Here is a 15,270-nt window from a genome sequence, read left to right on the forward strand (position 1 = left end):
TAGAAGGAGGAGATGATATGGAAAAATCTATTTTAAAATTTGAAACAATGACTGATACGGACTTGCAGGAAATTCAAGGGGGAGCCTTTCCCCTTCTTATCCCTGTGGCAGTTGGTTTCGTAAAAGGTTTTGTATATACAGGTGGAGCTATTTTAACAACTCGAGCACTCTTTTCAGGTAAATAGGAGTCTGCTATGAAAAAAATCTTATTAGGATTTGCTGAGGGGTATTTTGTCGTATCGATTATTCTTTATATCGCAACGTATTTGATTATGAAAAATCCGATCAATACTCTGTTTTATCCAGAAACCTATCCAATTCTGCTTGGCCTGTTTTATGTAGGATACAAGTACAAAACAAAAGAAAGTACGATTGGAAATTGATGAACCATCAGATCGGAGTTTGAGATGAAAGTTGTTCAATTACTAGGAAAAGCTTGGCTAGAGACCACTGTATTATTTAGCTCGATAGCTTATCTAATTATTAGAATCGTGGCCGATATAAACAAGATACATCTACCTACATGGTTTGAATATTTTGATCTACCTACGATTTCATTATTTTTGATGACCTTTATCTTACTTTATAGAAGTGAAGAGAATATCATTTCAGAATAGTTTATTTCTGGGCCTTCATTTTTTAACGGTTACTTTAAACAGGCAGAACTTTTGTTCTGCTTTTTACATTTAAATGATAGTTTATGCTTTTGAAAGTGCGTTTTAGGCGTAAAAATAGTTTATTTGGGAATATTCTCCTGTTTTTATCCTTATTTGGTTAAAATAATCTTACAAATTTTTAAAGAGATTGTTAGAAAAAGGAGAAGGATATGAAATTTAGGAAAAGGCACTATCGTCCCCAAGTGGATCAGATGGATTGTGGCGTGGCTTCCTTGGCTATGGTCTTTGGTTACTACGGTAGTTATTACTCCTTGGCTCATCTACGAGAGTTGGCCAAGACGACTATGGATGGGACGACTGCTTTGGGACTTGTAAAGGTGGCAGAGGAGATTGGGTTTGAGACGCGGGCTATCAAGGCGGATATGACGCTCTTTGATCTGCCAGATTTGACCTTTCCTTTTGTGGCTCATGTGCTCAAGGAAGGGAAGTTACTCCACTACTATGTGGTGACAGGTCAGGATAAAAAGCACATTCATATCGCTGATCCAGATCCTGGTGTCAAGCTAACCAAGATTTCCCGTGAGCGATTTGCTCAAGAGTGGACAGGGATTAGTATTTTTATGGCGCCATCTCCAGGCTATAAACCTCATAAGGAGAAAAAACAGGGGCTCCTATCCTTCTTGCCGATTTTATTCAAACAGCGTGGCTTGATTACCAATATCGTCCTAGCGACACTCTTGGTGACCTTGATTAACATTGTAGGTTCTTATTATCTGCAGTCTATCATTGACAGTTACGTACCAGACCAGATGCGTTCGACCTTGGGCATTATCTCAATAGGACTAGTTATTGTCTATATTCTCCAGCAGATTTTGTCCTACGCGCAGGAATATCTCTTACTTGTTCTGGGTCAACGGTTGTCCATCGATGTGATTTTGTCCTACATCAAGCATGTTTTTCATCTGCCGATGTCCTTTTTCGCGACACGCAGGACAGGAGAAATCGTGTCTCGTTTTACAGATGCCAACAGTATCATCGATGCGCTGGCGTCGACCATTCTGTCGATTTTCCTAGATGTGTCGACGATTTTGATTATCTCGCTGGTTTTGTTTTCACAAAATATGACGCTCTTTTTCATTAGTCTACTTGCGCTTCCTATCTATACAGTGATTATCTTTGCCTTTATGAAGCCTTTTGAAAAGATGAATCGGGATACCATGGAAGCTAATGCGGTTCTGTCTTCTTCTATCATCGAGGATATCAACGGCATTGAGACCATTAAGTCGTTGACCAGTGAGAGTTCGCGCTATCAAAAGATTGATAAGGAATTTGTGGCTTATCTGAAAAAATCTTTTACCTATAGTCGGGCAGAAAGCCAGCAAAAGGCTCTGAAAAAAGTTGCCCAGCTCCTGCTCAATGTCGCCGTTCTCTGGCTGGGAGCTATTCTTGTCATGGATGGGAAAATGAGTTTGGGTCAGCTGATTACTTATAACACCCTGCTTGTTTACTTTACCAATCCTTTGGAAAATATCATTAACCTACAAACCAAACTTCAGACAGCGCAGGTTGCCAATAATCGCTTAAATGAGGTTTATCTAGTAGCTTCGGAGTTTGAGGAGAAGAAAACGGTAGAAGATTTGAGCATGATGAAGGGAGAAATGACCTTCAAGCAAGTTCACTATAAGTATGGCTATGGTCGTGATGTCTTGTCGGATATCAATTTGACCATTCCACAAGGGTCTAAGATGGCTTTTGTGGGGATTTCGGGGTCAGGAAAGACCACCTTAGCCAAGATGATGGTTAATTTCTACGATCCTAGTCAGGGAGAGATTAGTCTGGGTGGTGTCAATCTCAATCAGATTGACAAAAAGGCCTTGCGTCAGTATATCAACTACCTGCCTCAACAGCCCTATGTCTTTAACGGAACGATTTTGGAGAATCTTCTCCTTGGAGCTAAGGAGGGGACGACTCAGGAAGATATCTTACGAGCAGTCGAGTTGGCAGAGATTCGGGAGGATATCGAGCGCATGCCACTGAATTACCAGACAGAATTAACTTCGGATGGGGCTGGAATTTCTGGTGGGCAACGGCAGAGAATCGCTTTGGCGCGTGCTCTTTTAACGGATGCGCCTGTTCTGATATTGGACGAGGCGACCAGCAGTCTGGATATCTTGACAGAGAAGCGGATCGTGGATAATCTCATGACACTAGACAAGACCCTTATTTTCATCGCCCACCGCTTGACCATCGCTGAGCGGACAGAGAAGGTTGTTGTCTTGGATCAGGGCAAGATTGTCGAAGAAGGCACCCCTGCAGACTTGCTTGCACAGGATGGCTTTTATGCCCATTTGGTCAATAGCTAGAAAGAGGAGAAGATGAAACCAGAATTTTTAGAAAGTGCGGAGTTTTATAATCGTCGTTATCATAATTTTTCCAGTCGGGTGATTTTACCTATGTCACTTCTGTTCGTGTTTTTACTGGGATTTGCAGTTTTTGCAGAGAAGGAGATGAGTTTGTCTACTAGAGCTACTGTCGAGCCTAGTCGTATCCTTGCCAATATCCAGTCAACTAGCAACAATCGCATTCTTGTCAATCATTTGGAAGAAAATAAGCTGGTTAAGAAAGGAGATCTGCTCGTTCAGTACCAGCAAGGGGCGGAGGCTGTCCAGGTTGAGGCATATGCCAGTCAATTGGAGATGCTAAAGGATCAAAAAAAGCAGTTGGGGTATTTGCAATCCAGTTTGAAAGAGGGGAGTGATCAATTTCCAGAGGCGGATAAGTTTGGTTACCAGGAGATGTTTCGAGATTATCTCAGCCAAGCGCATGGTCTAAGAAGTAATGTTTCTCAGCAAAATGCTAACATCTCCTCGCAGAATGCGGCAGCAAGTCAGAGCCAGGCCGAGATTGGCAATCTTATCAGCCAAACAGAGGAAAAAATACGAGACTACAAAACAGCCAAGTCAGCGATTGAAAAGGGAGATCAACTGGATAGTCAGAATCCAGCCTACTCTTTTTACCAGACCTATAAAAACCAAGGTGAAGAAAATCCGCAAGCTAAATCGCAAGTTATTGCGCAAGTGGATGCTCAAATTGCCCAGCTAGAGTCTAGTCTAGCTACGTATCGTGTACAGTATGCGGGTTCTGGAGCTCAACAGGCCCACGCAACGGGACTGGATAGTCAGCTGGAATCGCTCAAGTCTCAGCACTTAGTCAAAGTTGGCCAGGAATTAACTCTTCTAGATCAGAAAATTTTGGAGGCGGAATCGGGTAAGAAGGTACAGGGAGGTCTCCTAGATAAAGGGAAGATTACAGCAAGTGAGGATGGGGTGCTTCACCTCAATCCTGAGACTAGTGAATCTACGATGGTCGCAGAAGGAACCTTGCTAGCCCAACTCTACCCATCCTTGGAAAAAGAAGGGAAAACTAAACTCACAGCCTATCTCAGTTCAAAAGATGTTGCTAGAGTCAAGATTGGGGATTCTGTCCGTTATACTACGACTAATGATGCGAAGAATCAAATTTTCCTGGATTCTACGATTACAAGTATTGATGCGACAGCTACAAAAACTGAACAAGGAAATTTCTTTAAAATTGAGGCGGAGACCCATCTGACTTCTGAGCAGGCTGAAAAACTTCGCTATGGTTTAGAAGGCCGCCTGCAGATGATTACGGGAAAGAAAAGCTATCTCCGTTATTTTTGGGATCAATTTTTGAATAAAGGGTAATATTCGTGTTTTTCAGAGGATAAATGATTTTAAAACTGTAAGAAGAGTTCATCTTGCAGTTTTTCTTTATGCTTAAAATAGGAAAATGTTATTTATTCGTAAAAACCTTGAATTTTTCATGTTTTTGTGGTAGAATGTGCTCAAGTAAAACGAAAGGCGAACTTTAAAATGTCAAAACAACTGATCTATTCGGGAAAAGCCAAGGATATCTATACAACTGAGGATGAAAATCTCATTATTTCAACTTACAAGGACCAGGCAACTGCCTTCAACGGTGTCAAGAAGGAGCAGATTGCGGGCAAGGGAGTCTTGAATAATCAGATTTCATCTTTTATTTTTGAGAAATTGAATGTGGCTGGTGTAGCGACTCACTTTGTGGAGAAACTTTCAGACACGGAACAGCTCAATAAAAAGGTTGAGATTATTCCTTTGGAAGTTGTGCTCCGCAACTACACGGCTGGTTCCTTTTCAAAACGTTTTGGCGTAGAAGAAGGTATTGCATTTGAGACTCCAATTGTCGAATTTTACTATAAAAATGATGATTTGGATGATCCCTTTATCAATGACGAGCATGTGAAATTCCTTAAAATTGCGGATGACCAGCAGATTGCTTACTTGAAGGAAGAAACCCGTCGTATCAATGAACTTTTGAAGGCTTGGTTTGCTGAGATTGGTCTTAAATTGATTGACTTTAAGCTAGAATTCGGTTTTGACAAGGATGGCAAGATTATCTTGGCAGACGAGTTTTCACCAGATAACTGCCGTTTGTGGGATGCGGATGGCAACCACATGGACAAGGATGTTTTCCGTCGTGGTTTGGGAGAACTGACAGATGTTTACGAAGTTGTCTGGGAGAAATTGCAGGAGTTGAAATAACAACCATGAGTTCGTTTGAGAACATTACAAGAGCTGAAATAAAGGAATAAGAATTGATGGATAAACGTATTTTTGTTGAGAAAAAGGCTGATTTTCAGGTTAAATCAGAGAGTTTGGTAAGGGAGCTCCAGCACAACTTGGGACTTTCAACTTTGAAAAGTATTCGCATTGTGCAGGTTTATGATGTCTTTGATTTGGCAGAGGACTTGTTTGCACCTGCGGAAAAACACATCTTCTCTGAGCAGGTGACGGATCATGTCTTGGACGAAGCGGCCGTGCAAGCGGATCTTGCCAACTATGCTTTCTTTGCCATTGAAAGTCTGCCAGGACAGTTTGACCAGCGTGCAGCTTCTTCACAGGAAGCCTTGCTTTTGCTGGGAAGTTCGAGTGATGTGACAGTCAATACAGCCCAGCTTTACTTGGTTAATAAAGATATTGATGCGACTGAGTTGGAAGCGGTCAAGAACTACTTGCTCAACCCAGTTGATTCTCGTTTCAAGGACATCACGACAGGGATTGCCAAGCAGGAATTTTCAGAGTCGGACAAGACCATTCCTAAATTGACTTTCTTTGAAAGTTATACGGCAGAAGACTTTGCTCGCTACAAGGCCGAGCAAGGGATGGCCATGGAAGTGGATGATTTGCTCTTTATCCAAGACTACTTCAAGTCAATCGGGCGTGTGCCGACGGAAACAGAGCTCAAGGTCTTGGACACTTACTGGTCTGACCACTGCCGTCACACGACTTTTGAGACTGAGTTGAAACAGATTGATTTCTCAGCTTCTAAGTTCCAAAAACAATTACAGGCAACCTATGACAAATATATCGCTATGCGCGAGGAATTAGGTCGGTCTGAAAAGCCACAAACCTTGATGGATATGGCGACTATTTTCGGTCGTTATGAGCGTGCTAATGGGCGTTTGGACGACATGGAAGTGTCTGACGAAATCAATGCCTGCTCGGTTGAAATCGAAGTGGACGTTGATGGTGTCAAGGAACCTTGGCTCCTTATGTTCAAAAACGAAACCCACAACCACCCAACGGAGATTGAGCCATTTGGTGGAGCGGCTACTTGTATCGGTGGAGCTATTCGTGACCCGTTGTCAGGGCGCTCTTACGTTTACCAAGCTATGCGTATCTCAGGTGCCGGTGATATTACAGCTCCGATTTCAGAAACGCGTGCTGGGAAATTGCCACAACAAGTCATCTCTAAAACAGCGGCTCATGGTTATTCTTCGTATGGTAACCAGATTGGTCTTGCAACGACCTATGTTCGTGAGTACTTCCACCCAGGCTTTGTAGCTAAACGCATGGAGTTGGGTGCCGTTGTTGGTGCAGCTCCAAAGGAAAATGTGGTTCGTGAAAAACCGGAAGCGGGAGATGTCATTATCCTGCTCGGTGGTAAGACTGGCCGTGATGGAGTCGGTGGTGCGACGGGTTCTTCTAAGGTTCAAACAGTTGAGTCTGTGGAGACTGCTGGAGCTGAGGTTCAAAAGGGGAATGCCATCGAAGAACGCAAGATTCAGCGCCTTTTCCGTAATGGCGATGTCACTCGTCTCATCAAGAAATCCAACGACTTTGGAGCAGGTGGTGTCTGTGTAGCTATCGGTGAATTGGCAGACGGTCTGGAAATCGACCTCAACAAAGTGCCTCTTAAATACCAAGGATTGAACGGTACCGAAATTGCTATTTCTGAATCTCAAGAACGGATGGCAGTTGTGGTTCGTCCTGAGGATGTAGATGCCTTCGTTGCAGAATGTAATAAAGAAAATATTGACGCTGTTGTGGTGGCAACAGTAACTGAAAAACCAAATCTTGTCATGCACTGGAATGGCGAAACGATTGTCGACTTGGAACGGCGTTTCCTTGATACCAATGGTGTGCGTGTCGTTGTCGATGCCAAGGTTGTGGACAAGGATGTCAAACTTCCAGAAGAACGCACAACAAGCGCTGACACACTTGAAGCTGATACCCTTGCGGTTCTGTCTGATCTCAACCATGCGAGTCAAAAAGGATTGCAAACCATCTTTGACTGTTCGGTCGGTCGTTCAACTGTCAATCACCCACTTGGTGGTCGCTACCAACTCACACCAACTGAGGCGTCTGTTCAGAAATTACCAGTTCAGCACGGTGTGACTCACACTGCGTCTGTCATGGCCCAAGGATTCAATCCATATGTGGCAGAATGGTCTCCATACCATGGCGCTGCTTATGCAGTTATCGAAGCAACCGCTCGTTTGGTGGCTGCTGGTGCCAACTGGTCTAAGGCCCGCTTCTCTTATCAAGAGTATTTTGAGCGGATGGACAAACAAGCTGAGCGTTTTGGTCAGCCAGTAGCAGCTCTTCTAGGTTCTATCGAAGCACAAATCCAACTTGGTTTGCCATCTATCGGTGGTAAAGACTCTATGTCTGGTACTTTTGAAGAATTAACCGTACCACCAACCTTGGTTGCCTTTGGGGTGACGACGGCAGATAGCCGTAAGGTCCTCTCTCCTGAGTTCAAGACTGCTGGTGAAAACATATACTACATCCTAGGTCAAGCTCTTGCTGCAGAGATTGATTTTGACTTGATTAAGTCTAACTTTGCTCAATTTGAAGCCATCCAAGCTGAACACAAAGTAACATCTGCATCAGCTGTTAAATATGGTGGTGTCCTTGAAAGCTTGGCTCTTGCTACTTTTGGGAATCATATCGGTGCAGAGGTAACCTTGCCTGAACTTGAAACGGCTTTGACAGCTCAGCTAGGCGGATTTATCTTCACTTCGGCTGAAGAAATCATTGGAGTGGAGAAGATTGGACAAACAAGTGCCAACTTTACACTCCTTGTCAACGGTGTGAAGCTAGATGGACAGAAACTTGACAGTGCCTTTCAAGGAAAATTGGAAGAAGTTTACCCAACTGAATTTGCCCAAGCTAAAGAACTGGCAGAAGTGCCAGCTGTCGCTTCTGGCGCAGTCATCAAAGACAAGGAAACTATTGAAAAACCAGTGGTTTACATCCCAGTCTTCCCAGGAACCAACTCGGAATATGATTCAGCCAAGGCATTTGAAAAAGAAGGTGCAGAGGTTAACTTGGTGCCATTCGTGACCTTGAATGAAGAAGCAATTGTCAAGTCAGTTGAAACCATGGTTGACAATATCGGCAAGGCAAACATTCTCTTCTTTGCAGGTGGTTTCTCAGCTGCGGATGAGCCGGATGGTTCAGCTAAGTTTATTGTCAATATCCTTCTTAATGAAAAAGTACGTTCAGCCATTGATAGCTTTATCGCTCGTGGTGGCTTGATTATCGGTATCTGTAATGGATTCCAGGCCTTGGTCAAATCAGGTCTTCTTCCATATGGTAACTTTGAGGATGCCAGCAGTACTAGTCCAACCCTTTTCTACAATGATGCCAACCAGCACGTAGCTAAGATGGTGGAAACGCGAATTGCCAATACCAACTCACCATGGTTGGCTGGAGTACAAGTGGGCGATATCCATGCCATCCCAGTATCGCACGGTGAAGGGAAGTTTGTCGTGACAGCTGAGGAATTCGCAGAGCTTCGTGACAATGGTCAAATCTTTAGCCAATATGTTGACTTCGAGGGTAAACCAAGCATGGACTCTAAGTACAATCCAAATGGTTCGGTAAATGCCATCGAAGGAATTACTAGCAAGAATGGTCAAATCATCGGTAAAATGGGACACTCAGAACGTTATGAAGACGGTATTTTCCAAAACATCCCAGGAAATAAAGACCAGCACCTGTTTGCGTCGGCGGTTAAATACTTTACTGGAAAATAAGACTTACAGATTTTCTAATAGATAGTATCAGTAATGTAAAAGTCATGTAGATTTAGCTCTTGGTGCTACACAAATAAAAATTAGGTATAAAAAATGACATACGAAGTAAAATCTCTTAATGAAGAATGTGGTGTTTTCGGTATCTGGGGGCATCCAGATGCTGCTAAATTGACCTATTTTGGGCTCCATAGTCTTCAGCACCGTGGTCAGGAGGGGGCAGGAATCCTCTCCAATGATCAGGGGCAATTGAAGCGTCATCGTGATATGGGGCTTTTATCAGAAGTGTTCAGAAATCCTGCTAATTTGGATAAACTAACTGGAACGAGCGCGATTGGGCATGTGCGTTATGCGACTGCTGGCGAAGCTTCTGTTGACAACATCCAGCCCTTCCTCTTTCGCTTTCATGATATGCAGTTTGGACTTGCTCACAACGGAAACCTGACCAATGCTGAATCGCTCAAGAAAGAATTGGAACAAAGAGGAGCAATTTTCAGTTCAACTTCGGACTCGGAAATTTTGGCACACCTCATTCGTCGGAGTCACAATCCGAACTTGATGGGCAAAATCAAAGAGGCGCTCAGCCTTGTAAAAGGTGGCTTTGCTTATATCCTGCTGTTTGAGGACAAGTTGATTGCGGCTCTTGATCCTAATGGCTTCCGTCCACTTTCTATTGGGAAAATGGCCAACGGAGCGGTGGTGGTTTCGTCAGAAACCTGTGCTTTTGAAGTCATTGGTGCCGAGTGGATTCGTGATGTGAAACCAGGAGAGATTGTAATCGTGGATGACAATGGGATTCAGTATGATAGCTATACGAATGATACCCAGTTGGCGATCTGCTCTATGGAGTATATCTACTTTGCCCGTCCTGACTCTAATATCCATGGTGTTAATGTCCATACAGCTCGCAAACGTATGGGGGCTCAATTAGCGCGTGAATTTAAGCATGAGGCAGATATTGTGGTCGGTGTGCCCAATTCCTCACTTAGCGCAGCTATGGGATTTGCAGAAGAATCAGGTCTGCCAAATGAAATGGGTCTCATCAAGAACCAATACACGCAACGTACCTTTATCCAACCGACTCAAGAATTGCGGGAGCAAGGGGTACGGATGAAACTGTCTGCCGTTTCGGGTGTTGTCAAAGGCAAACGTGTGGTGATGGTGGATGATTCCATTGTTCGTGGGACGACCTCTCGCCGTATTGTTCAGCTTTTGAAAGAAGCGGGTGCGTCTGAGGTTCATGTTGCTATTGGCAGTCCAGCGCTAGCTTATCCATGTTTTTACGGGATTGATATCCAGACGCGTCAGGAGCTGATTGCGGCCAATCATACGGTCGAAGAAACTCGCCAAATCATTGGTGCGGATAGTCTGACCTATCTTTCTATTGATGGCTTGATTGATTCTATCGGCATCGAAACAGATGCGCCAAACGGTGGTCTCTGTGTCGCTTACTTTGACGGGGCCTACCCAACACCTCTCTACGACTACGAAGAAGACTATCGTAGAAGTTTGGATGAAAAGACCAGTTTTTACAAATAGATGGATAAAGACTCTCCATTAAAGGAAAGGAAGAGGAGACAAAGATGACAAATAAAAATGCTTATGCGCAGTCAGGTGTGGATGTTGAAGCGGGTTATGAAGTTGTTGAGCGGATCAAAAAGCACGTGGCTCGTACGGAGCGTGCAGGTGTTATGGGAGCTCTAGGTGGTTTCGGTGGCATGTTTGACCTCTCAAAAACAGGTGTCAAAGAGCCCGTCTTGATTTCAGGGACTGACGGTGTCGGAACCAAGCTCATGCTGGCTATCAAGTACGACAAGCACGATACCATCGGGCAGGACTGTGTGGCTATGTGTGTCAATGATATCATCGCTGCAGGTGCGGAGCCTCTTTACTTCCTTGACTACGTCGCGACAGGGAAGAATGAACCAGCTAAACTAGAACAAGTCGTTGCTGGTGTGGCAGAAGGTTGTGTGCAGGCAGGCGCTGCTCTCATAGGTGGGGAAACGGCTGAAATGCCTGGTATGTATGGTGCAGATGACTACGATCTGGCTGGTTTTGCAGTCGGTGTGGCTGAAAAATCTCAAATCATAGACGGCTCAAAGGTGTCTGAAGGCGATGTTCTTCTCGGACTTGCGTCAAGTGGGATTCACTCAAATGGTTACTCACTCGTTCGTCGTGTCTTTGCCGACTACACAGGTGAGGAAGTCTTGCTAGAATTGGAAGGCAAGAAACTCAAGGAAGTTCTGCTTGAGCCAACTCGTATCTATGTCAAGGCTGTCTTGCCACTCATCAAGGAAGAGTTGGTCAACGGTATTGCCCACATCACAGGTGGGGGCTTTATCGAGAATGTTCCTCGTATGTTTGCGGCTGACCTAGCTGCGGAAATTGAAGAAGACAAGGTTCCAGTGCTTCCGATTTTCAAAGCCCTTGAAAAATACGGTGAAATCAAACACGAAGAAATGTTTGAAATCTTCAATATGGGTGTTGGACTCATGTTGGCAGTTAGCCCTGAAAATGTAGGTCGTGTCAAGGAATTACTGGATGAACCAGTCTATGAAATTGGTCGCATCGTCAAGAAAGAAAACGAAAGTGTCATCATCAAATGAAAAAAATAGCGGTTTTTGCCTCTGGTAACGGCTCAAATTTTCAGGTGATTGCCGAAGAGTTTCCGGTGGAGTTTGTCTTTTCAGACCATCGTGACGCCTATGTGCTCGAACGTGCAGACAAGCTCGGCGTCCTGTCCTATGCTTTTGAACTCAAGGAGTTTGAGAACAAGGCGGACTACGAAGCAGCCCTTGTCGAACTCTTGGAAGAACACCAGATTGACTTGGTTTGCCTAGCAGGATACATGAAAATCGTTGGGCCAACTTTGCTCGCTGCTTACGAGGGTCGGATCATTAACATTCATCCAGCCTACCTACCAGAATTTCCAGGAGCTCATGGAATTGAGGATGCTTGGAATGCTGGTGTTACTGAGAGTGGCGTGACCATTCACTGGGTGGACTCTGGTGTGGATACAGGCAAGGTCATCAAACAAGTCCGTGTGCCACGGCTAGCTGATGATACCATCGAAACTTTTGAAGCTCGTATTCATGAGACTGAGTACAAGTTGTATCCAGAGGTTATTAGAGAATTGTTGGATAAGTAAATGAAAGGAAATAACATGACTAAACGCGCCTTAATCAGCGTCTCAGACAAAGCGGGCATTGTTGAATTTGCCCAAGAACTCAAAAAACTTGGTTGGGATATCATCTCGACAGGTGGGACAAAGGTTACCCTTGATAATGCTGGGGTGGAGACCATTGCAATTGATGATGTGACGAGCTTCCCAGAAATGATGGACGGTCGTGTCAAGACCCTTCACCCAAATATCCACGGTGGGCTCTTGGCTCGTCGTGATCTTGATAGCCACCTTCAAGCGGCCAAGGACAATAATATCGAATTGATTGACCTTGTGGTGGTCAACCTCTATCCTTTCAAGGAAACGATTCTCAAACCAGATGTGACGTATGCAGATGCAGTGGAGAATATCGATATTGGCGGGCCATCCATGCTTCGTTCAGCAGCGAAAAACCACGCTAGTGTAACGGTTGTAGTAGACCCTGCTGACTATGCAGTGGTGCTTGATGAATTGGCAGCAAATGGTGAAACTACTTATGAGACTCGTCAACGTTTGGCGGCTAAGGTTTTCCGCCACACAGCAGCTTATGATGCTTTGATTGCGGCATATTTCACTGCTCAAGTGGGTGAAAGCAAACCTGAAAAACTCACTTTGACCTATGACCTCAAGCAACCCATGCGTTACGGGGAAAACCCTCAACAAGATGCAGACTTCTACCAAAAAGCTCTTCCTACGGAATACTCCATTGCATCCGCTAAACAGCTAAACGGGAAAGAATTGTCCTTTAACAATATCCGTGATGCGGATGCAGCTATCCGTATCATCCGTGATTTCAAAGACCGTCCAACTGTTGTGGCTCTCAAACACATGAACCCATGTGGAATCGGTCAGGCTGACAACATTGAAACAGCTTGGGACTACGCTTATGAATCTGACCCAGTGTCTATCTTTGGTGGAATTGTCGTCCTTAACCGTGAGGTGGATGCTGCGACAGCTCAAAAAATGCACGGTGTCTTCCTCGAAATCATCATCGCACCAAGCTATACGGATGAAGCGCTAGCTATTTTGACAAACAAAAAGAAAAACTTGCGCATCCTTGCCTTGCCATTTGACGCTCAAGAGGCCAGTGAAGTGGAAGCAGAGTACACAGGTGTAGTAGGTGGACTTCTTGTGCAAAACCAAGACGTGGTCAAAGAAAGCCCGACTGACTGGCAAGTGGTGACCAAACGCCAGCCAACCGAGACAGAAGCGACAGCCCTTGAGTTCGCTTGGAAGGCTATCAAGTACGTCAAATCGAACGGTATCATCATCACCAACGACCACATGACACTTGGTGTTGGGCCAGGTCAAACCAATCGTGTGGCTTCAGTCCGCATCGCTATTGACCAAGCTAAAGATTGTCTTAACGGTGCTGTTCTTGCTTCAGATGCCTTCTTCCCATTTGCGGATAACGTGGAAGAAATCGCCAAGGCAGGAATTAAGGCCATCATCCAGCCGGGTGGATCAGTACGTGACCAAGAATCCATCGAAGCTGCGGATAAATATGGCTTGACCATGGTCTTCACAGGCGTGAGGCATTTTAGACATTAAAAAACGAAAGGGAAGAAAACAGTTTCTTTCCTTTTTTGGCTTAAAATGCTAAGTGAAACAAGATTAAAACGAACGTTTATGGTATAATATTGGTAAATAATTCGCAAAAGAGGTTGAGAGATGAAGCTGTTAGTTGTCGGTTCGGGTGGTCGTGAACATGCGATTGCTAAGAAGTTGCTTGAATCAAAAGACGTTGAAAATGTCTTTGTAGCTCCTGGAAATGACGGGATGACTTTGGATGGTCTGGAATTGGCAAACATCGCTATTTCCGAACATTCTAAGTTAATTGAGTTTGCAAAGGCCAACGATATTGCTTGGACCTTCATCGGGCCAGATGATGCCCTTGCTGCTGGTATCGTGGATGATTTTAACAAAGCTGGGCTCAAGACTTTTGGTCCGACTAGGGCTGCAGCGGAGCTGGAGTGGTCCAAGGATTTTGCTAAGGAAATCATGGTCAAATATGACGTTCCGACAGCAGCCTATGGCACATTTTCAGATTTCGAGGAGGCCAAGGCTTATATCGAGGAGAAAGGTGCTCCAATCGTCGTCAAGGCGGATGGCTTGGCTCTTGGGAAAGGTGTTGTCGTTGCTGAGACAGTTGAACAAGCGGTCGAAGCCGCTCACGAGATGCTCTTAGACAATAAGTTCGGTGACTCGGGGGCGCGAGTGGTCATCGAGGAATTCCTTGACGGAGAAGAGTTCTCTCTCTTTGCCTTTGTCAATGGGGACAAGTTCTACATCATGCCAACGGCTCAGGACCATAAACGTGCCTATGACGGCGACAAGGGCCCTAACACGGGCGGTATGGGAGCTTATGCGCCAGTTCCTCACTTGCCACAGAGCGTGGTTGACACAGCGGTTGACACTATTGTCAAGCCAGTCATTGAGGGGATGATCAAAGAAGGCCGTCCGTATCTTGGCATCCTCTACGCTGGTCTTATCTTGACAACTGATGGACCGAAAGTCATCGAGTTCAACGCTCGTTTTGGAGATCCCGAAACTCAGATTATCTTGCCACGATTGACGTCTGACTTTGCACAAAATATCACGGATATTCTCGATGGCAAGGAGCCGAAGATCACGTGGACGAACAAGGGTGTGACTCTGGGTGTGGTTGTTGCATCCAAGGGCTATCCGCTAGACTACGAAAAGGGTGTCAAGTTGCCAGCCAAAACCGATGGCGACATCATCACCTACTATGCAGGGGCTAAGTTTGCGGAAAATAGCAGAGCATTGCTATCAAATGGCGGACGTGTCTATATGCTTGTCACCACAGCAGATAACGTCAAAGAAGCCCAAGATACCATCTACAAGGAACTCGCTCAACAAAACACAGAAGGCCTCTTCTACCGAACAGATATCGGAAGCAAGGCTATAAAAGATTAACAGACATATTTGCCATGGCGAGCGAAAGCGAGCCACTATAGAATAATCGTCGCAGTAGTGGAACTCCTAGTAGCTTTGCTACTAGGAGCGGAAAACTGGAGACCTAGGCTCCAGTTTTAGTAATGGAACGCCTTAGGTGGTCGCTTACGTCCGCACTACATTAGACGATTATTAAA

General features: G+C 44.8%; 11 protein-coding genes. All 11 read left to right on the forward strand.

Going from position 1 to position 15,270, the window contains the following annotated elements; translation table 11 throughout:
• Positions 1-17 precede the first annotated feature (17 nt).
• The 11 genes from B7723_RS00755 to purD all read left to right on the forward strand — a co-directional run bounded on the left by B7723_RS00755 (position 18) and on the right by purD (position 15,094).
• Complete coding sequence (locus B7723_RS00755) at positions 18-185, forward strand: bacteriocin (protein WP_000415691.1); 168 nt, start codon at positions 18-20, stop codon at positions 183-185.
• A 9-nt stretch (positions 186-194) separates the two neighbouring features.
• Positions 195-383, forward strand: coding sequence for a hypothetical protein (locus B7723_RS00760; protein WP_000722238.1), 189 nt, complete (start codon positions 195-197; stop codon positions 381-383).
• Between the two features lie 443 nt (positions 384-826).
• Complete coding sequence (comA, locus tag B7723_RS00770) at positions 827-2,980, forward strand: peptide cleavage/export ABC transporter ComA (protein WP_084849057.1); 2,154 nt, start codon at positions 827-829, stop codon at positions 2,978-2,980.
• Between the two features lie 12 nt (positions 2,981-2,992).
• Positions 2,993-4,342, forward strand: a complete 1,350-nt coding sequence (gene comB / locus B7723_RS00775) for a competence pheromone export protein ComB (protein ID WP_084849058.1) — start codon at positions 2,993-2,995, stop codon at positions 4,340-4,342.
• A 168-nt stretch (positions 4,343-4,510) separates the two neighbouring features.
• Complete coding sequence (purC, locus tag B7723_RS00780; RefSeq protein WP_162279192.1) at positions 4,511-5,218, forward strand: phosphoribosylaminoimidazolesuccinocarboxamide synthase; 708 nt, start codon at positions 4,511-4,513, stop codon at positions 5,216-5,218.
• A 56-nt stretch (positions 5,219-5,274) separates the two neighbouring features.
• Positions 5,275-9,000: a phosphoribosylformylglycinamidine synthase gene (locus B7723_RS00785; RefSeq protein ID WP_084849060.1), complete on the forward strand. Its 3,726-nt coding sequence runs from the start codon at positions 5,275-5,277 to the stop codon at positions 8,998-9,000.
• A 93-nt stretch (positions 9,001-9,093) separates the two neighbouring features.
• Positions 9,094-10,536, forward strand: coding sequence for an amidophosphoribosyltransferase (purF, locus tag B7723_RS00790; protein ID WP_061428554.1), 1,443 nt, complete (start codon positions 9,094-9,096; stop codon positions 10,534-10,536).
• Positions 10,537-10,580: 44 nt separating this feature from the next.
• Positions 10,581-11,603: a phosphoribosylformylglycinamidine cyclo-ligase gene (gene purM, locus B7723_RS00795; RefSeq protein ID WP_084849061.1), complete on the forward strand. Its 1,023-nt coding sequence runs from the start codon at positions 10,581-10,583 to the stop codon at positions 11,601-11,603.
• Positions 11,600-12,145, forward strand: coding sequence for a phosphoribosylglycinamide formyltransferase (gene purN, locus B7723_RS00800; protein WP_084849062.1), 546 nt, complete (start codon positions 11,600-11,602; stop codon positions 12,143-12,145). Before purM ends, purN begins: the two co-directional genes overlap by 4 nt.
• 15 nt (positions 12,146-12,160) lie before the next feature.
• Positions 12,161-13,708: a bifunctional phosphoribosylaminoimidazolecarboxamide formyltransferase/IMP cyclohydrolase gene (gene purH, locus B7723_RS00805; RefSeq protein WP_084849063.1), complete on the forward strand. Its 1,548-nt coding sequence runs from the start codon at positions 12,161-12,163 to the stop codon at positions 13,706-13,708.
• A 120-nt stretch (positions 13,709-13,828) separates the two neighbouring features.
• On the forward strand, positions 13,829-15,094 hold the full coding sequence (gene purD, locus B7723_RS00810) for a phosphoribosylamine--glycine ligase (protein ID WP_084849064.1): 1,266 nt from the start codon (positions 13,829-13,831) through the stop codon (positions 15,092-15,094).
• Positions 15,095-15,270: the final 176 nt, after the last annotated feature.

This window comes from Streptococcus oralis subsp. oralis, assembly GCF_002096435.1.
In the GTDB taxonomy this organism is placed as follows: domain Bacteria; phylum Bacillota; class Bacilli; order Lactobacillales; family Streptococcaceae; genus Streptococcus; species Streptococcus oralis_AA.